Annotated in this window: 16 protein-coding genes; 6 read left to right on the top strand and 10 right to left on the bottom strand. The window is 69.6% G+C overall.

What is annotated here, in order from left to right; all coding sequences use genetic code 11:
• Positions 1-1,078: 1,078 nt before the first annotated feature.
• On the bottom strand, positions 1,079-1,687 hold the full coding sequence (locus F8566_RS35865) for a TetR/AcrR family transcriptional regulator (RefSeq protein ID WP_151566328.1): 609 nt from the start codon (positions 1,685-1,687) through the stop codon (positions 1,079-1,081).
• A 74-nt stretch (positions 1,688-1,761) separates the two neighbouring features.
• Between F8566_RS35865 and F8566_RS35860 the strand changes: the two genes are divergently transcribed.
• Positions 1,762-2,964: an MFS transporter gene (locus F8566_RS35860; RefSeq protein ID WP_151566327.1), complete on the top strand. Its 1,203-nt coding sequence runs from the start codon at positions 1,762-1,764 to the stop codon at positions 2,962-2,964.
• Positions 2,965-3,019: 55 nt separating this feature from the next.
• Here F8566_RS35860 and F8566_RS35855 read toward each other — a convergent pair whose 3' ends face one another.
• On the bottom strand, positions 3,020-4,585 hold the full coding sequence (locus F8566_RS35855; RefSeq protein WP_151566326.1) for a penicillin-binding transpeptidase domain-containing protein: 1,566 nt from the start codon (positions 4,583-4,585) through the stop codon (positions 3,020-3,022).
• Between the two features lie 665 nt (positions 4,586-5,250).
• On the opposite strand from F8566_RS35855, the gene F8566_RS35850 reads away from it, so the two are divergent.
• Positions 5,251-5,598 carry a hypothetical protein gene (locus F8566_RS35850; RefSeq protein ID WP_151566325.1) on the top strand — a complete coding sequence of 116 codons (348 nt, stop codon included), beginning with the start codon at positions 5,251-5,253 and terminating at the stop codon, positions 5,596-5,598.
• Between the two features lie 183 nt (positions 5,599-5,781).
• Complete coding sequence (locus F8566_RS35845) at positions 5,782-6,669, top strand: esterase/lipase family protein (protein WP_151566324.1); 888 nt, start codon at positions 5,782-5,784, stop codon at positions 6,667-6,669.
• A gap of 6 nt (positions 6,670-6,675) precedes the next feature.
• Here the strand turns inward: F8566_RS35845 and F8566_RS35840 are convergent, their stop codons facing one another.
• The 5 genes from F8566_RS35840 to ctaE form a co-directional block, all read right to left on the bottom strand.
• Positions 6,676-7,797 (bottom strand): glycosyltransferase family 4 protein, encoded by a 1,122-nt coding sequence (locus tag F8566_RS35840; RefSeq protein WP_151566323.1) that lies wholly within the window; start codon positions 7,795-7,797, stop codon positions 6,676-6,678.
• A 114-nt stretch (positions 7,798-7,911) separates the two neighbouring features.
• Complete coding sequence (qcrB, locus tag F8566_RS35835; RefSeq protein WP_151566322.1) at positions 7,912-9,573, bottom strand: cytochrome bc1 complex cytochrome b subunit; 1,662 nt, start codon at positions 9,571-9,573, stop codon at positions 7,912-7,914.
• Positions 9,570-10,673, bottom strand: a complete 1,104-nt coding sequence (gene qcrA / locus F8566_RS35830; protein WP_151566321.1) for a cytochrome bc1 complex Rieske iron-sulfur subunit — start codon at positions 10,671-10,673, stop codon at positions 9,570-9,572. The genes qcrB and qcrA overlap by 4 nt, the downstream gene beginning before the upstream one ends.
• A complete protein-coding gene (gene qcrC, locus F8566_RS35825; RefSeq protein ID WP_151566320.1) occupies positions 10,670-11,584 on the bottom strand; it encodes a cytochrome bc1 complex diheme cytochrome c subunit in 915 nt (304 codons plus the stop codon). The genes qcrA and qcrC overlap by 4 nt, the downstream gene beginning before the upstream one ends.
• Positions 11,585-11,628: 44 nt before the next feature.
• Positions 11,629-12,288, bottom strand: coding sequence for an aa3-type cytochrome oxidase subunit III (gene ctaE / locus F8566_RS35820; RefSeq protein ID WP_151566319.1), 660 nt, complete (start codon positions 12,286-12,288; stop codon positions 11,629-11,631).
• A 213-nt stretch (positions 12,289-12,501) separates the two neighbouring features.
• Between ctaE and F8566_RS35815 the strand changes: the two genes are divergently transcribed.
• Together F8566_RS35815 and trpD are read left to right on the top strand one after the other, a co-directional pair.
• Entirely contained in the window at positions 12,502-12,915 is a 414-nt protein-coding gene (locus F8566_RS35815) for a DNA-binding transcriptional response regulator (protein WP_225993808.1), read from the top strand.
• 85 nt (positions 12,916-13,000) lie between these two features.
• Positions 13,001-14,047: an anthranilate phosphoribosyltransferase gene (gene trpD / locus F8566_RS35810; RefSeq protein WP_151566318.1), complete on the top strand. Its 1,047-nt coding sequence runs from the start codon at positions 13,001-13,003 to the stop codon at positions 14,045-14,047.
• 155 nt (positions 14,048-14,202) lie between these two features.
• Here the strand turns inward: trpD and F8566_RS52460 are convergent, their stop codons facing one another.
• Together F8566_RS52460 and F8566_RS35805 are read right to left on the bottom strand one after the other, a co-directional pair.
• Positions 14,203-14,334 carry a DUF6879 family protein gene (locus F8566_RS52460; RefSeq protein ID WP_264159519.1) on the bottom strand — a complete coding sequence of 44 codons (132 nt, stop codon included), beginning with the start codon at positions 14,332-14,334 and terminating at the stop codon, positions 14,203-14,205.
• Between the two features lie 68 nt (positions 14,335-14,402).
• Complete coding sequence (locus F8566_RS35805) at positions 14,403-14,975, bottom strand: TetR/AcrR family transcriptional regulator (RefSeq protein WP_151566317.1); 573 nt, start codon at positions 14,973-14,975, stop codon at positions 14,403-14,405.
• Between the two features lie 86 nt (positions 14,976-15,061).
• Here F8566_RS35805 and F8566_RS35800 point away from each other — a divergent pair, with 86 nt between their 5' ends.
• Positions 15,062-15,877: an SDR family NAD(P)-dependent oxidoreductase gene (locus F8566_RS35800; protein ID WP_192810034.1), complete on the top strand. Its 816-nt coding sequence runs from the start codon at positions 15,062-15,064 to the stop codon at positions 15,875-15,877.
• A 196-nt stretch (positions 15,878-16,073) separates the two neighbouring features.
• Here the strand turns inward: F8566_RS35800 and F8566_RS35795 are convergent, their stop codons facing one another.
• Complete coding sequence (locus tag F8566_RS35795) at positions 16,074-16,466, bottom strand: Imm26 family immunity protein (RefSeq protein WP_225993836.1); 393 nt, start codon at positions 16,464-16,466, stop codon at positions 16,074-16,076.
• Positions 16,467-16,983 lie beyond the last annotated feature (517 nt).

Genomic DNA, 16,983 nt, shown 5'->3' with positions numbered 1-16,983 from the left:
GGCCTGCGCCCAGCCTCAGACGTACTCCCCTGCCCGGACGCGGCAGGGCGTCCCGGCACAGGTGCCTGCCGGCCGGTCTCGGACCCCGTCCGCTGTTCGGCCTCGAGTGGGCGTCCACGCTCGGGTACCCGGCGTCCAGACTCGGGCCCAGCCTGGCGTGCAGAACCAGGTGCTGGGCGGCGGCCAGGCTCTGACGGCCTACGCCCAGATTCAGGCGCACCCAACCGCTCGGGGCGGGGTGCGGGTGGCAGCTCTGAGTCGGACACGGCCCACTGCTGCGTCTCGGGCGCGGGAGCGCGTCCGCTCTCGGGCATCCGGCGTCCAGGCTCGGGCGCACCGCGCCGTCCGGACTCGGGAGCCGGACGGCGTCCGCGCTCCGGCGGCCTGCGCCCGGGCTCGGATGTGCTCCGCCGCTCGGGCTCGGATGTGACGGGCCGCCTGGACTCGGGTGCCGATCGGCGCCCCCGCTCGGGCGCGCCACGGCGCGAGTCCGACGTGGCACGGCGGCGGGATGCCGCCCGCCGTCCAGGCTGCGGTGCCGACTGCCGGTCCATTTCCGGCATCGCCCGCCGCCAGGTCGGCGACATCGCCTGCTCGCCCGCTTCCGCAGGCGATGGCGTGGCCTGTGGCGGCGTGGGCGCAGGCGGCAGCTCCGGCTGCCGCTCGAGCCGCTGCCGTGATGGCTGCGCCTGCTTACGCCGACGGGACCGCTGGTCCCGTGACGTCCGCTGCCGTTGCCGCGGCTGCCACTCCAGGTCAGGACGCTCCCATGGCAGGGGGCGATCCCAGTTGTCGCGTCGCACCATGCCCTCTCCTGTGGAGGAGGCGGAGGTGCGGCGAACGACGGCTTGGTTCCGTTTCGCACGCTCGAGTCCGCTCAAACCCGGGCGTACGTGCTTCCTGAGACGCCGTGGACACTACCGCTAGAGCCCGCTCTGCTCCAAGTGCCCGTGGGCGGTTCGACCCGCCCCGGCTCCCCCGGAGCATACGCCCCAAGGGCCACTTTTGATGAGAGATGGCGCCAAAAAAGCCGCCCGGAGCCCCGGATCAGGGGTTCCACCTGTCATCGAAGTGCAGGTCACCGTCCCTGGTGCACGTCTTTCGAGCCGGTGTCCCGAAGAGCAGTACGCGCGAAGGCCATGACATGTTCACGCATCGCCGCGATGGCTGCGGGATTGTCCATCCGGTCACCGACGACCAGCTCGGCGATCTGGGGCATGACCATCGGCATCATGGCGAGGCCCTTGAGGGTCATCAGGGTCCGGCCGACCTCGGGTGAGGGCTCCTGGTCCATGCGCGCGGCGAGCGATGCCACCGCCTTGCGGCAGCGTTCGACGCGCCGCTGCTGCTGCGGCAGGGCTCCCGGCCTGGAGTGCAGGCCCTCCCAGGTGAGCAGCCGCAGCAGCTCGGGGTGGTCCTGGTAGTAGTCGAAGAGGTGCCCGACGTACTCGACCGGGTCCTCGCCGGGTTGCGGTGTGATCGCCGCGAACTCGTCCAGGGCGGCCTGGATCACCGCGTCGAAGAGCTTCTCCTTGTTGCCGAAGTAGCCGTAGATGCGCTCCTTGTTGACGCCGGCCCGCTGGGCGATGCGGTCGACGCGCGCACCCGCCACGCCGTGCTCGGCGAACTCCTCGCGGGCGGCGGCGAGCAGGGCGTCCTTGGTGGTCGGGCTGTCCCTCTTCGGCATGGCCCACAGCATAGCCGGAACGCTACCAACTAGTTGGTTGACATCCAACTAGTTGGTTGGTTACGTTCGTCCCCATGACCACCGCCATGCGCGCCTTCGTGCGCCCCACCATGAGGTCCGCCACCGGACCGGCCCCGGCCGGCGGCCCCGAGCACGCGCCGTTCGCCCGCACGCTCGTGGTGTTCTCGATCACCGCGCTGCTGGCCACCGGCCAGCTCTACGGGCTGATCCCGCTGGTGAACGCGATCGCCGCCGACTGGCACACCTCCCCCACCGCGGTGACCTGGCTGATGACCGTCTACGGGCTCGGCTACGGGGCGGGCTTCCTGCTCTTCGGGCCGCTGTCGGACCGCTACGGCCGCCGCCGGGTGATCGTCACCGGGGTCGCCGCCACCGCGGTCACCACGCTCCTTGTCGCCGCCGCGCCCGGCCTCGGGGCGGCGGTGGCGCTCCGGATCGTGCAGGGCATGACCATGGGCGCCTTCCCGCCGGTCGCGATGGCCTACGTCGGCGAACGCGTCGAACCCCGGCGCCGGCTGGTCACGGTGACCGCGATGACCACCGGGTTCCTGGGCGCCGCCGTCATCGGGCAGCTCGCCGCCCAGGGGCTCGCTGGGTTCGGATGGCGGGTGTTCTTCGTCGCCGGGGCCGCCGCGTTCGCGGTCGCGGCCGTCGCACTGCGCTGGGCGATGCTGCCCGACGCGCCCGCGTCCGGCACCTCGCCGCTCGACGCGTACCGGGTCATGCCGTCGCTGCTGCGCTCACCCGACCTGCGCCTGTTGTACGCGGCGGTGCCCACCGTGCTCACGGCGTTCGTCGCGATCTACACGGGACTCCAGCTCACCGGCACCACCGGCCTCCTGGGGCTGCGTGCCAGCGCGCTCCCGATCATCCTCGCCGTCCCGTTCCTCACGCCGACGCTGGCGCGGATCCCCGGGCCGCGCCGCGCAGCCGTCGCCCTCGCGGGGGCCGCCGCCAGCACCGGGCTCATCGGCCTGCTGACGCCCGGCACCGCGGGCCTCGCGCTGCTGCTCATGGTGGTCACCGCCGGCATCGCGGTCGCCGCGCCCAGCCTGGTCGACACCATCGGCTCCCGGGGCGGGGAGGCGCGCGGCCCGGCGATCTCGCTGTTCACCGCGCTGCTGTTCGCCGGGGCGAGCCTCGGGCCGCAGGTCGCCGGGCTTCTCTCGGACCACGGCATCGCCCCGCTCGCCTTCGCCCTGGCCGTCATGCTCGCCGTGGGCGCAGCCCTGACCGTCGCCGCCAGCCGTTCCTGACGGTTCGGCGGGTCGTGGCGTTCAGCGGGTCATGGCGCTGAGCGGGTCATGGCGTTCAGCGGGCCCGGCTGAGGAACGCTGCGGCGACGGGCACGGCGACCTTCGGCCCGGAGCCGCCGCCCTGTACGAACACCGAGAAGGCCAGGTCCCCGCGGTAGCCGATGAACCAGGCGTGGGACGGCTCCTCCGAGCCGACCTCGGCGGTGCCGGTCTTGCCACCCGTACCGGACGGCAGGCCGGCACCCGCGGCGGTGCCCCCGGTGACGACCGCGCGCATCATGACCCGCAGCCCCGCCGCGTTCGGCACCGCGTGCGATGGGCGGACCGGGTCGCCTGTCCTGCGGATGAGCCGGGTCTCCACCATCCGCGGCGAGCGCCACGTACCGTCCGCGACCGCCCCGGCGACGACGGCCATCATCAGCGGGCTCGCCTGGACCCGTCCCTGCCCGATGGCGGCCTCCGCCAGCTCGGCACCGTTCTCCGGCTCGGGGAAGCTCCCCCGGGACGCGGCCACCCCAGGCGTGATGGGCTCCCCGAAGCCGAAGCCGCGCGCACTCGCCGCCAGCTTGTCCGCCTTCAGGCGTTCGACCGCCAGGCGCGCGAACGTGGTGTTGCACGACTCGGCGAACGCGTCGCGCAGCGAGGCCCGGCCCACAGGCTTCCCGTCGTGGTTGCGGATCGTGCGCTGTGCGGTGACCACCGTGGCGGGGCAGTCGGCCCCGCCTGCCACGCTCATGCCGTCGCCCAGCAAGGCCGCCGCGGTCACCACCTTGAACGTGGAGCCGGGCGGGTAGAGGCCGAGGAACGCGCCGCGTCCGCCCAGGCCGTCGGCCACGGCGAGGATCTCACCGGTGGACGGCCGCAGCGCCACGATCGCGGCCTCGCCCGGGGCGTCCTGGACGGCCCTCTCGGCGGCCGCCTGCATCCGCCGGTCCACCGTTGTACGGATCTTCCGGCCCTTCCCGCCACTGAACACCTTCACCCGCTGCACGGGGCCGCCGCCGTCCTGCAGCTCGATGGCCCAGGGCGTCGGGTCGTCCTCCTCCGCGTCCGGCTCGTCCTCGTCGGCGCCGAGCCGTTCGACGAGCTCGCCCACGTACGGCTCCAGCGAACCGCCCTCGGGCAGCGCCTTGCCGTCGCGGTCGGTCAGGGCGAGTGCGGGGACCTCGATCTGGCTCATCCGCCAGGTCCCCACGCCCTTCAACCCGGGGTAGAGCGTGGCGGGCGACCACAGCACACGCCACCGGCCGTCGACCTTGCCCAGCCTCAGCACGGACCGGAACGACCAGGTCCCATGCCCGGACAACTCCCGGTGCACCGTGAAGTCCAACTGCGCGTGATCCGGCCCCGTGCGGGTCAGCCGGCCTGCGCGCAGGTCGATCGAGGTCACCAGAAGCCCTCTGGACAGTGACCGGTGCTGGGAGGCGAAGTTCTCCGGAGCGTTCGCGACGAGCTTCTCCATACGCGTGAACGAGCCGTCGCTCCATGCCGCGAGGTAGTCGGCCGCGACCTTCTCGGGACCAGGCCCGCCGCGCTGCGGGAACACCAGAGCCGCCCCGGTCCCGGCGACGAGCACCAGGGAGTTCACCCCGGCCAGCACCACAAGGCCACGTGAACGCATCGGCGTCCTTCCCCTCGACGGCCCACCCTGATGCTTACAGCAATTCCTGGCAACGAGAAGCGTCCTGATGCTCACGTTTCGATTGAGTTGTCATGCTTAGCGCCATCTCAGTCATGCCTTAAGCCCGCCCTAATAGTGGAGACATGGGGCTTTTGGCGGCATAACTTCGGGAGTGTCATCCGGTCGACGACATGACGGAGGAGGTGCCCCCGATGAGCAGAGGACAGGCGGGGGCTGCCCACCCTCCCCCGGGGAGTCGCGGCCGCATGCCGGGGTCGTGCCCGGCATTCCCGTCCACGCATCCGCGGTCCCGCGGGACCGGCAATCCTGCACGGCGCGCCTACCTCCAGGTTCTCCCCCTAAAAAAGGGCGCCGGGCCGGCTCGCATGGATCACACCCCATCCTCGACAGGGGCAACGCGTGGAACTGGTCTCCGGGAATCCCGGCACGACCCCAACCGGACGCCGCCCAGCGGAGCATCTCCGTTGAACGGGCGGTCGCGCGGGGGGTAGGGGAAGACGTGGGGTGAGCGTTCCCGCCGGCGGCGCGGCGGCGGGGGCGCTCACCTCACATGTCCCCCTCACATGTCCCCCTCACAAACTCCCCAGGGCCGGTTGAGTATCCGTACTCAGGGCAGCGCGCCCGCAGTGCGAGATCGTCATCCCATGAGCAACTCGCCCCGCATGGAGCGCCGTGACGTCGGAACGTTCGGCCGCGCCGCCGGCATCGGAGCCCTGATCGGACTCGCCACAGTGGCCCCCGTCCTGGTGACGGCCGTCGGCCCCCAGATCCTGGCGGCCCTCCGTCCCGGCGGGCTCATCGGCCCGCATCTCCTGACCGGCCTCCGGCCTGGCGGAACGCTCACCGGCCTGCGCACCGGCACCGGAGCCCTGGCCGGGCTCAAGCCCCTCTCGATGCCGATCCCGGTGGGCCCTGCCGACCGCGTCCGCGTCACCCTCCTCAAGGCGTCCTTGCGGCGCCGGCTCGACGCCCTCCGGACAACGCGCAAGTGACCGCCAGGTGACGATCTGGCAGCAGCGCGGGGATTCCGGGGCCGGCGCGGGTCGCGCCCTCCGTATGATCTCCCTGGCCCGGTGCCGCCGATCCGACGGGGGACGGCGAGAGACCGCGCCAGGGGAGCTCTCATCGTGCGTCGTCGCTTCAGGCATGTCGTCGTGCCCGGAATCGTTCTGGCCATGACTGCCGCACCGGGAACACCAGCCCACGCTCAGACCGCACCGGCCCAGGCGGCATCCGCCAAGGCCGCACTCGCCAAGGCCGTATCCGCGAAGGCCGCATCCGCGAAGGCCGCTTCGGCGAAGGTCTCGCCCATCAACCGGCCGGTCTATCTGATCCATGGCGTCCAGTGGGACGGCGGCACCGACTGCGAGGCGTCCTGGCAGAACGCCAAGGCCGCCCTCCGCCGCGAGGGTTTCCGCGGGCCGCTGATCACCTGGGGCTATTACCGGGGCGACCGGCGCTGCGCGGTCACCTACCAGGGCGACGTCGACACCGGGATCGTGGAGCTCGGCCGCCGGCTCGCCTGGGAGGTCTACCACCGCCATTCGCGGCACGGGCGGCCGGTCGGCCTCCTCGGCCACTCCATGGGCGGTCTCATCGCGGCCGCCGCCCTGGTGGGCGTGCACAAGAACGGCGGACGGTCACGGGCCTGGCCGCCCTACCTGCGGGTCGCGGACGTCGTCACGCTCAGCACGCCGTTCCAGGGCGTCGCCTGCGCCGCCGAGCTGTTGCAGTGCCACGACATGCGAGGCGGAAGCCCCTTCATGCGGTGGCTGGCGTCCTGCCAGAACGCCCAGGGCCGCGGCGGAACGGACTGGACACTCGTCGGCGCGTACGACGACAAGCACGTGGTCCCCCGGTCGGCGCTCGGCAGCAAGGCCCGGCACAAAATCGTCTACCTGCGCGGGCAGCGTGTCACCCATCCCAACGTGCACTACTTCGCCAAGGGCGCGCGTTGGAAGTTCCGTTACTCCCACCACTGGGGCAAGCAGGTACGCCAGACGGCCAAGGGCGCCGCTCCGCTACGGGTGGCGGCTCTGGCGCTTCGATCCAAGGCTCAGTAGGGCCGGTCAGCCGCCGAGCAGGGCGTCAAGGCGGGCAGCCTGGATCTTCCAGCGCCACTCGCGCTCGATCCAGGCGCGGCCCTGGTCGCCCATCTTGCGGGCCCGCTCCGGGTCCAGCAGGAGGTCGATCAGGGCCTCCGCGACCGCACGGACAGAGCGTCCGGGGACGACCACGCCCGTCTCACCGTCCAGCACGGCGTCGGGTGCGCCGCCGGAGTCACCCGCCACGACGGGCAGGCCGGTGGCGGACGCCTCCAGGTAGACGATCCCCAGGCCCTCGACATCGAGCCCGTGGTTGCGCGTCCGGCACGGCATCGCGAACACGTCGCCCGCGTCGTAGTAAGCGGGCAGCTCCTCCCAGGGAACGCTGCCGGTGAAGATCACCGAGTCGCGATCGGCCGCAGCCAGCCTCTCCAGCTCCGCCCGGTACGGTCCGCCGCCGACCAGCAGCAGGGCGGCGTCCGGGACCGCCTTCCGGACATGCCTCCACGCGTGTATCAGCGCGTCCTGCCCCTTCCGGGGAACGAGCCGCGACACGCACACGACCACCGGCCGGCTCGCCAGTCCAAGCCGCGCACGTACCTCCGCACCACCCGAGCCCCGCCGGTAGACGGTCTCGTCCACGCCAGGCGCCAGCCGCGCCAGCCGCGCCGCCGCGGCCGGCGAGAGGGCCCGCGCCATCCGCGACCGGGTGTACTCCCCCAGATACGTCAGCACGTCCACGCCGTCACCGATCCGGCGCAGAAGGCTCCGCGCCACGGGCAGCGACGCCCAACCGGCCTCGTGCCCGTGCGTGATGCCGACAAGGCGCTCCGCCCCGTACCGCCGCAGCCCGGACGCCAGCAGCCCGAGCGGCGCGGACGCCCCGAAGAGCACCGAGTCGCACCCCTCGGATCGGATGATCTCGCCCGCCCGGCGCAGCACGCGCGGCTCAGGCAGCATCAGCGACGTCGGGTGGCGGACCACCGGATACGGCTGCCCCGCGTCGAACTCGGCCGCGCCCTCCCAGGCCGGCGCGTAGACCACGACCGAGCCCGGCGGGCGCCGCAGCACCAGCCCCTGGACGAACGTCTGGATGCCACCCGGGCGCGGCGGGAAGTCGTTGGTCACGACGAGCGTCTTCGTCATCTCACTCCCAGCATCCCATGCCCCCTGGCCTGACCTGCATCCCCACTCCGCCCCAGATAAATAGAGACGAGGCCCGTCACCGGGTGGTGACGGGCCTCGCTCCTGGTGCCGTGCCTAGTGGCGCAGCTCCTTGTCGCTCTTGCCGGCCTCAAGTTCGTGACCCTCGTGGCCGTTGCCGTGCTCGTGCTCCTCGACGGCGATGTCGTCGAAGGTCCAGGCGCGCTGGAGCCGCGACCGGAGCACTCCCAGCGGGCCCTTGGTGCCCGGGGCGGGAATGCCGTTGGCGTCCGTCGCGGGCGCCTCGGGCCTGGCGTTCTCCTTGGAGAGGATCGTGATCCGCTCCTCCTCGCGCGCCGGCTCGTGCCGCTCGCTGAACCTGCCGTCCGGCGAGGCGACGATGATGCCGCTCTCCACGCCGTGGCCGATCACGTTGGCGTCCGAGCGCTGCAGCCCCAGGCAGACGCGCTTGGTGATGATGTACGCCAGGATCGGGCCGATGATGACGGTGACCCGGAAGAACCAGGTCGTCGCGAACAGCGAGACGTGGAACCTCTCGGCGATCACGTCGTTCGCGCCGGCCAGCCACAGCAGCCCGTAGAAGGTCACCGCCGCCATGCCCACACCGGTGCGGACCGGGGCGTTGCGCGGGCGGTCGTTCACGTGGTGGCTGCGGTTGTCGCCGGTCACCCAGCGTTCGAGGAACGGCCAGAGCGCGGCGCCGGTGAAGATGATGCCGAGCGGCCCCAGCGCCGGGATCAGCACGTTCAGGCTGAGCGTGTGGCCCCAGGCGGTGATCTCCCAGTTGGGCATGATGCGCAGCGAGCCTTCGAGGACGCCCATGTACCAGTCGGGCTGCGAGCCCGACGAGATCGCACCCGGGTCGTACGGGCCGAACTGCCAGATCGGGTTGATCTGGGCGAACGCGCCGAGCAGCGCCAGCACCCCGAAGGTGAACAGGAAGTAGGCGCCCGTCTTGGCCATGAAGACCGGGTAGAACGGGTAGCCGTACACCTGCTCCTCGGTCTGGTTCTTGACCGGCATCGCGGTGTGCTTCTGGTGCCACATGATCATCATGTGCGCGGTGATCAGGGCCAGGAAGATGCCCGGGAGCAGCAGGATGTGCAGCGTGAACAGCCGCGGGATCAGCTCGCCGTTCATGCCCTCGGGGAACTCGCCCCCGAACAGGAACATGTACCCGTACGTGCCGACCAGCGGGAGCGACTCCAGCACGCCCTGGGTGATCCGCAGACCCGTGCCGGACAGCAGGTCGTCCGGCAGCGAGTAGCCGAAGAGGCCCTCGAGCATGCCCAGCGTGAACAGCACGATGCCGATGAGCCAGTTGATCTCGCGCGGCTTGCGGTAGGCGCCCGTGAAGAACACCCGCAGCATGTGCGCGCAGATCGACGCCATGAACAGGATCGCGGCCCAGTGGTGGATCTGCCGCATGAGCAGCCCACCGCGGACATCGAACGTGATGTGCAGCGTCGAGGCGTACGCCTGGGACATCTTCACGCCGCGCAACGGCTCGTACGAGCCCTCGTACACCGTCTCGTGCATGCTCGGCTGGAACCAGAGCGTGAGGAACGTTCCGGTCAGCAGCAGGATGATGAACGAGTACAGCGCGATCTCGCCCAGCATGAAGGACCAGTGGTCCGGAAAGACCTTCTTCACGTTCCGCTTGAAGAAGGTGGTGGAACCGAGGCGCTCGTCAAGGAAGGTCAGCGGGGCGTCCACTGCCTTCGGGGCGGCAGCCTTCGGGGCGGTTGCCTCGCTCATCCGCGCTCCCAGAAGCTCGGGCCGATCGGTTCGGGGAAGTCGGCGGTGGCCACGATGTAGCCGTCCTCCACGGCGAGCGGCAGCTGCGGCAGCGGACGGGCCGCCGGTCCGAAGACGACCTTGGCCGCGTCGGTCGCGTCGAAGGTCGACTGGTGGCACGGGCACAGGATGTGGTGCGTGGTCTGCTCGTACAGGGCCGCCGGGCAGCCGACGTGCGTGCAGATCTTGGAGTACGCGACGATCCCGTTGACGTGCCAGTTCTCCCGGCCCTTGGCCGGCTTGAACTGGTCGGCGGGCACGTTGATGAGGATGGTCACCGACTTGGCGATCTCGTTGAGCGCGTGGTGGCTCTCCTCGACGCCCTCCGGCAGCACCGTGATCATGCCGCCCGGGCTGGCGAAGTCGCTCACCTTCAGCGGCTTGTTGGTGCCGTCGACGACCAGCCGCACGCCCTTCTTGCCCTCGGCCTGCGCCTTCTTGACGGCCTCGCCCCAGAACGTGTGGCGCAGCCGCTTCTCCGGCAGCGGGCCGAGGTCGCGCAGCAGGATCAGCGGGGCCAGGCCCAGCGGCGCGGCGGCCAGCAGCAGCGTGCGGCGCAGCAGCGGCCGCTTGGTGATGCCGCTGTCCTCGGCGCCCTCCAGGAACTCCTGGTTGAACGCCGCGCGGGTCTCGGCGTCCGACTGCAGCTCGTGCCGCTCCTGGACGATCGGCGCGCTGGTCATCAGGCGCCGCACCCAGATCGTCATGCCGATCGCCAGCGCCAGGAACGACAGCGCCATCGTGCCGCCGAGCCAGAAGTTGGACTCCCGGGCGCGGAAGATGCCGTGCATGCCGCCGTCGCGGCCGCTCCAGCCGATGTAGTAGGCGATGAACGCCACGCTGCCGGCGAAGGCGAGCAGGAAGAACAGCGCGACGATCCGCTCGGCGCGCTTGGCCGCGTCCTCGTCCAGCTGCGCCCCGGCACCGGCGGGCGCGGGGTCCTCGTCGACGGCCAGCAGCTGCTTCTCCGCCGCCGGGGACGGAGTGCCGACCACGCGGTCGTGCGTGCGGCGCTCCTCCTGCGGTTCAGGCGTCCCGCCTGGTCCCTTGTTGTCGCTCATGACTTCTTCAGCTTCTTCGGCTTCTTCGCGGTGATCCACATGGCCGCCAGCACCAGCAGGCCCATTCCGATCAGCCAGCCGGCCAGGCCCTCCGACACCGGGCCGATGCGGCCCAGGCCGTTGCCGCCCGGGTTGGGCTCCTCACGCGACTGGACGACGTAGGCGATGATCGCCTGCTTGTCCTTCTCGGTGAGGGTGGTGTCGTTGAAGACCGGCATCGCCTGCGGGCCCGTCAGCATGGCCTCGTAGATCTGGGTGGGGGTCACGTCGCTCTTGCTGAGCGGCGGGGCGTACTTGCCACCGGTGAGCGCGCCGCCCTGACCGGTGAAGTTGTGGCACTGGGCGCAGTTGGTGCGGAACAGCTTGCCGCCGAGCGCGGCGTCGCCCTTCTGCGGGTCGCCGACCTGCTCCTTGGTCGGCACAGGCGGGCCGCCACCCATGGACGCGACGTACTCACGCAGATCCGCGATGTTCTTCTCGGCTTGGGCCTTCTGCTTCTCGGCCTGCGCCCGCTTCTCGGGGTCGTGGTAGTCGGTCTTGATCTGGGTGTTGAACTCGGGGATCGGCTCCTTGCGCGGCATCTGGGCGCCAGGGTTCATCGCGGGCATGCGGCCCGTGGCGACCTGGAAGTCGACCGATGCGGCGCCCACGCCCAGCAGGCTCGGCGCCAGCGGGTTGCCCTTGGCGTCCTTGGTGCCCTCGCCTCGCAGACCGTGGCAGCTCGCACAGTTCTTGTTGAACAGCTGCTGGCCGTTCTGCAGATCTGCGGCGGCCTGCGTGTTGTTCGCCGCCTCGGCGCTGTCAGTCTGCGGCGAGAATCCGGCGTAGATGCCGGCGATCGCCGCCAGGGCCGCCAGCACGACGGCGTAGCCCGCCCAGGGGCGCCGTCGCCATGCGGTGATCCTTTTCACGGATATCCCCGTTCGGGTCATGTCGTCGGTTGAGGTCAAGCTGGTCAGAGGTCGAGCAGGTAGATCGTCGCGAACAGCCCGATCCACACCACGTCGACGAAGTGCCAGTAGTACGAAACGACGATCGCGCTCGTCGCCTGCTCATGGGTCCAGCGCTTCGCGGCGTACGTACGTCCCAGCACGAAGAGGAACGCGACCAGGCCGCCCGTGACGTGGAGGCCGTGGAAACCGGTGGTCAGGTAGAAGACCGAGCCGTACGCCGAGGACGACAGCGTGAGGCCGTCGTGGTTGACCAGCTGGTAGTACTCGTAGGCCTGACCGGCGACGAAGTACGCGCCCATGAGGAACGAGAGCACGTACCACTCGCGCAGACCCCAGCGCCTGAAGTTCAGCAGGCCGCCGTCGCGGCCGACCTTGCCCGCCTCGGCCTTGAACACGCCCATCTGGCACGTCACGGAGGACAGCACCAGGATGGTGGTGTTGAAGGCGGACAGCGGCAGGTCGAGCTCGGCGCCGGGCCACGCCTCCTGCCCCTGCTGACCGATGGTCACGGAGCGGATCGTGAAGTACATCGCGAACAACGCCGCGAAGAACATGAGCTCAGACGACAACCAGACGATCGTCCCCACGCTGACCAGATTGGGCCGGTTGGCCCGAGCGTGGGGTGTTGTCTCTATCGCGGATGCTGTTGCCACGGGCAGCATTATTACGTCACCCGACCCAACACTGACGCATGACCCCCCTTCTGGAGTTCCCAAGCCCGTCTCAGCGGCCCCCGCGATCCCCTCTCCGAAAGCTCGAAAACCCCGCGTGACAAGGCATTTGGAGCGATTCGGCGGCGTTCTCCCGATCAAGTGGTCGTGCGACCGGACCCGGCGCCTCGTGCGCGGAGGGGTGAACCGGTAGCCTTCTCTGCCATGAGCCAGACTCCGATGAAGGTTCTCGTCTACAGTGACGACGCGAACACTCGCAGCCAGATCCGGCTGGCCCTCGGCCGCCGGCCGGCCGCCGACCTGCCGCTGATCGAGTACGTCGAGGTCGCGACCCAGCCCGCCGTGGTGGCGCGGCTCGACGAGGGCGACATCGACGTCGCGATCGTGGACGGGGAGGCGCAGCCCGCGGGCGGGCTCGGAGTCTGCCGCCAGGCCAAGGACGAGGTGTACGACTGCCCGCCGATGCTCGCGATCATCGCCCGGCGCGACGACGGCTGGCTGGCGACCTGGTCGCGCGCCGACGCCGTGCTGAGCCTGCCGCTCGACCCGATGGCCCTGGCCAACTCCGTCGCCGACCTCATGCGCCGGCGCGCCGAGAACCGCCTCCCGGCACTCTAGAACCGCGGGGCCGGCGGGGCGGCCCCGTCAGGGGCAGCGATCAACACAGCGCCCCCCGCGCACCGACCCGATGACTGGGGGAAGCATGGACGCGCGTACGACCTGGCCGGCACTGCTCAACGCCCTGCTCGACGGCGAGTCGCTGTCGAGCGACGAGACCGCCTGGGCCATGAACCAGATCATGGCCGGGGAGGCCACCGACGCGCAGATCGCGGGCTTCGCCGTGGCCATGCGCGCCAAGGGCGAGACCGTCGCCGAGGTCTCCGGCCTGGCCGAGGGCATGTACGCCAACGCCACTCCGATCGAGATCCCCGGTCAGATCGCGGACCTGGTCGGCACCGGCGGCGACCGTGCCCACACGGTCAACATCTCCACGATGGCCGCCGTGGTCGCCGCCGCGGCGGGCGTGAAGGTCGTCAAGCACGGCAACCGCGCCGCGTCCTCCTCCTGCGGCGCCGCCGACCTCCTTGAGGGCCTCGGCGTGGCCATCGACCTGCCCCCCGAGCGCACCGCCCAGGTGGCCGAAGAGGTGGGCATCACCTTCTGCTTCGCCCCCCTCTTCCACCCGGCGCTCCGCTACGCCGCCAAGACCCGCCGCGAACTAGGAACGCCCACGGTCTTCAACTTCCTTGGCCCGCTGACCAACCCGGCCCGCCCCAAGGCCCAAGCAGTCGGCGTCTTCCACCCCCGGATGGCAGGCATCGTCGCGGGCGTCTTCGCCGAGCGCGGCTGCTCGTCCCTGGTCTTCCGCGGCGACGACGGCCTCGACGAGCTCACCACCACGGGCACCTCCACGGTCTGGGCCGTCCGCGAAGGCACGTCCACCGAAACGACGTTCAACCCCGCCGACCTCGGCATCCCCCCGGCCAAGCCGGAGGATCTCCGTGGCGCCGACGCCGCATACAACGGCCGCGTCGCACGTGAGACCTTCGCCGGGGCACCCGGCGCAGTCCGCGACATGGTCCGCCTGAACGCCGCCGCCCTGATCGTGGCCGCCGAGGGCACCCCGCCCGCCGCCCAGCTCACCGAGGCCCTCCGCACCGGCTACGAACGCGCAGGCGAGGCCATCGACTCCGGCGCCTCCGCCGCCCTCCTCGACCGCTGGATCCAGGTCTCCCAAAGCCTCAAATAAGCCACCACGCCACCACTGGCGCGCGGCACACCATCAATCGACCCTCACTAGCACTCGCCCTGCTGAGACCATCGCCCTCGCTACGCTCGGACAGCCTCATCGGGGCTCCCGCCCCGAACCCCAAGCTGGGGCCAAGCCCCCAGACCCCCACCTCTTCAGTGGTGCACCCCTTCCGCGTGATACTCCTCATGCGGAATGGCTCGTTCCCACACCATCTCAAACGCCGCGACCACCTGGGCCACCCGGCGTGGATCAGACACGAACTCGTACTCCTCCAGCATCGGCATACGGCACCTGATCGTGACTGGGAATGGCCCACGATCGGAGCATTCGGCGCGCCCCGTGAGACTGGGTTTTAGCTTTCCCCGCGGCTGGCAGCCAACCCGCGCAGCGCGAGATCGACCTGATGCTCGATCGTGCCCGGCGCCGGCTCGGAGAGGAGCTGCACGATCCGGATGAGGCCGAGCAACTGGTAGGCGATGTCGTCGGCGGTCACGTCCAGGGCGAGGGTGTGGTCGGTGGCGGATCGCTCGATGGCTTCGCGGCCAACGGTTCTCAGATGGGCAAGGCACCGCTCAAGGTCCGCGTCGGAGGGGGATCCGCCCGCGAGTAGGTCGATCATGGCCTTGTTGGCGGTGAGTTGAGCCAGCGTCCTGGTGAAGAGCTCTCGGAGTCCGTCGATCGCTGACGTCCCGTCAGGGAGATGGGCGACGGCGAGGTCGGCGAGGTCGGACCCGGTGATGGCCTGCACGAGGTCTTCCCTGGTGGGGAAGTGTCGGTAGAGCGTGCCGATGCCGACTCCGGCTGCCGCCGCGACCGCGCGCATGTCGACGGAAAGGCCGTGGTGTCGGAACGCCTCTTCTGCGGCGTTCAGGATCCGTTCCTTGTTGGCCACGGCGTCGCGTCGCTGCTTGCGCCCTTCTGCCATGTCCTCAGCATAGCAATCCGGAACATCTGTTCCGCATCGGTGCTACGCTATTCCGGAACATGTGTTCCGGAATGAGGGAGTGTGCAGTGAGGACGATCGTGATCACGGGAGGCACGGACGGGATGGGCGCCGCCCTGGCGCGCCACTACCTCGCAGCAGGAGACCGAGTGGTGGTCATCGGACGTAGTCGCGCCAAGTTCGAGGCGCTGGTCGCGGCGAGCCAGTCCCCTTCGGCGCCGTCCAGAGCCGAGTTCATCGCGGCCGACCTCGCCCTCGTTGAGGACAGTCGCCGCGTGGTCGACCATCTGAAGGAGAGCCACGAACGTATCGACGCGCTGGTACTCGCGGCGTCGTTCATCCGGCAGCGCCGACACAGCACCCCCGAAGGGCACGAGGCGTCCTGGTCGCTGTTCTTCCTCAGCAAGTACCTGTTCGTCACGCAACTTGCCGACCTTCTGCGCGCCGGCGACAGGCCGGTCATCGTGAACACCGCGGTCCCGGGCGCCCGCCCGGATGCCATCGGGTTCGACGACCTGGAGATGGTCGACGGATTCACCTTCAAACGATCGAACGCTCAGCAGCGTCGGGCCAACGAACTGCTCGGGATCCTCGCCACCGACCAGAACTCGGATCTCAGCTACGTCACCTGGGGACCCGCCCGGCTGGTCCGCTCCAGCTTCGCAGGCGAAGTGGGGGCGGGCATGAAGTTCGCTGCCGCCATTCTGGGGCCGTTGCTGGGCCAACGTCCTGAAGATGCGATCCAGCCGATCATCAACATCATCGACACCCCGACCCCAGGTCGAGCCGCCTACCGCGGCGCCAAGACTCGCCCACTCGCCGTCGGCCCCCACGACGAGAAGGATGCTGCACGCCTCGCTTCTGCCGTCGAGGAGATCCTCTGATGCCGCACCGGAATGCCCCGCTCCCCTACACAGGTCGCCTGCGGCTCGTGCAACGATGCCACACGTGACCGAGCGCCCATGGATGGTCAGGTCTCCCGACACGCGGCGGCCACATCCCCGGCCAACTCAAGCATGACCACATTCCGACCACCGGCGACAACATCGAAAAGGCCTCGAAGAAATGGGCTATCCAATGTCAATCGTCGGCTCGGGCAACTCCGAGTGCATCACTGAGACTGTCACCGATGGTCCGATAACTGTTCAGAGCGAAGAATCCACATGGCTCGATGAGATCCGTTAGGATTTCCCGTGCGTCAGTAACGTAGACCTTTTTTAGTGGGTCATAAAAGCAGTGTTTGACGAGGACATCACTCTCTTTCAAGGGGACATTCGCAACATTCTCGAAATACCCCTTTAGCCATGGCTGCCGATTGATGAATGTCGGCGGAATCAGGAGCTTATCGGACGACAGCGCGTCAGGATCGACCGACTTCTCCTTCGATTTTCGACTGTAAATGTAGATGAGATTGTCTCCGGGCATGGGCGAGTCACCCATGGACATGTCCACACGAATTACTCTGCCATGCAGGAAGAAATCTCCAGCTTTTGGAAGCGCAAGGAAAAGATATCACCAGGCTGTAGCTTGCGCCGAGAACGCTTAAGGACCTCCATGTTGGGCATGGTCGCGCGTCTCCTTCTCCTAGCTAGTAGCCATTGCTCATCAGGACAGCCGAGAGAACACTCGTCGAATTGATCAGTACCGGGGTGCACGATGTCCCGCTGAGCTTTACCGGTGGACTCCGGCTCACGACCCACACTTCCGATTCTGGGCCTGTCCAGACCCACTGGGCCATCGGTTGGACAGGATTTGTACAGGATGACGAGCGCGCCCGCCAGTCTGAACATCTTCGGTGTGCTGACGGACCAGCTCGTGTGGATGCCCAGCCCCGGGTCGAGGGTCGGTGTTTGCCGTACGGGCATCCCCGCGATCATCCCCAACGTGCTGGGATCTTATCCACGGCGCTCTTGCCTCAGCGTCCACATCGGGCACGGCCACAAAAGCTCCGACCGGCATCGTCAGCAATCACCGTGAGGTCGATCGTCTC

The organism is Actinomadura rudentiformis (assembly GCF_008923185.1).
Lineage (GTDB): Bacteria > Actinomycetota > Actinomycetes > Streptosporangiales > Streptosporangiaceae > Spirillospora > Spirillospora rudentiformis.
Note: the sequence above shows the minus strand (reverse complement) of the source record. Positions and strands in the feature narration are given on the sequence as shown.

Excerpts from the sequence above, each read along its gene's own strand:
- ctaE (WP_151566319.1), bottom strand. The coding sequence starts at position 12,288 with ATGCTGCCCGTGGCAACAGCATCCGCGATAGAGACAACACCCCACGCT.
- F8566_RS35805 (WP_151566317.1), bottom strand. The coding sequence starts at position 14,975 with ATGGCAGAAGGGCGCAAGCAGCGACGCGACGCCGTGGCCAACAAGGAA.
- qcrB (WP_151566322.1), bottom strand. The coding sequence starts at position 9,573 with ATGAGCGAGGCAACCGCCCCGAAGGCTGCCGCCCCGAAGGCAGTGGAC.
- F8566_RS35850 (WP_151566325.1), top strand. The coding sequence starts at position 5,251 with ATGAGCAACTCGCCCCGCATGGAGCGCCGTGACGTCGGAACGTTCGGC.
- F8566_RS35840 (WP_151566323.1), bottom strand. The coding sequence starts at position 7,797 with ATGACGAAGACGCTCGTCGTGACCAACGACTTCCCGCCGCGCCCGGGT.
- trpD (WP_151566318.1), top strand. The coding sequence starts at position 13,001 with ATGGACGCGCGTACGACCTGGCCGGCACTGCTCAACGCCCTGCTCGAC.
- F8566_RS35860 (WP_151566327.1), top strand. The coding sequence starts at position 1,762 with ATGACCACCGCCATGCGCGCCTTCGTGCGCCCCACCATGAGGTCCGCC.
- qcrA (WP_151566321.1), bottom strand. The coding sequence starts at position 10,673 with ATGAGCGACAACAAGGGACCAGGCGGGACGCCTGAACCGCAGGAGGAG.
- F8566_RS52460 (WP_264159519.1), bottom strand. The coding sequence starts at position 14,334 with ATGCCGATGCTGGAGGAGTACGAGTTCGTGTCTGATCCACGCCGGGTG.
- F8566_RS35845 (WP_151566324.1), top strand. The coding sequence starts at position 5,782 with ATGACTGCCGCACCGGGAACACCAGCCCACGCTCAGACCGCACCGGCC.
- F8566_RS35855 (WP_151566326.1), bottom strand. The coding sequence starts at position 4,585 with ATGCGTTCACGTGGCCTTGTGGTGCTGGCCGGGGTGAACTCCCTGGTG.
- F8566_RS35815 (WP_225993808.1), top strand. The coding sequence starts at position 12,502 with ATGAGCCAGACTCCGATGAAGGTTCTCGTCTACAGTGACGACGCGAAC.
- F8566_RS35865 (WP_151566328.1), bottom strand. The coding sequence starts at position 1,687 with ATGCCGAAGAGGGACAGCCCGACCACCAAGGACGCCCTGCTCGCCGCC.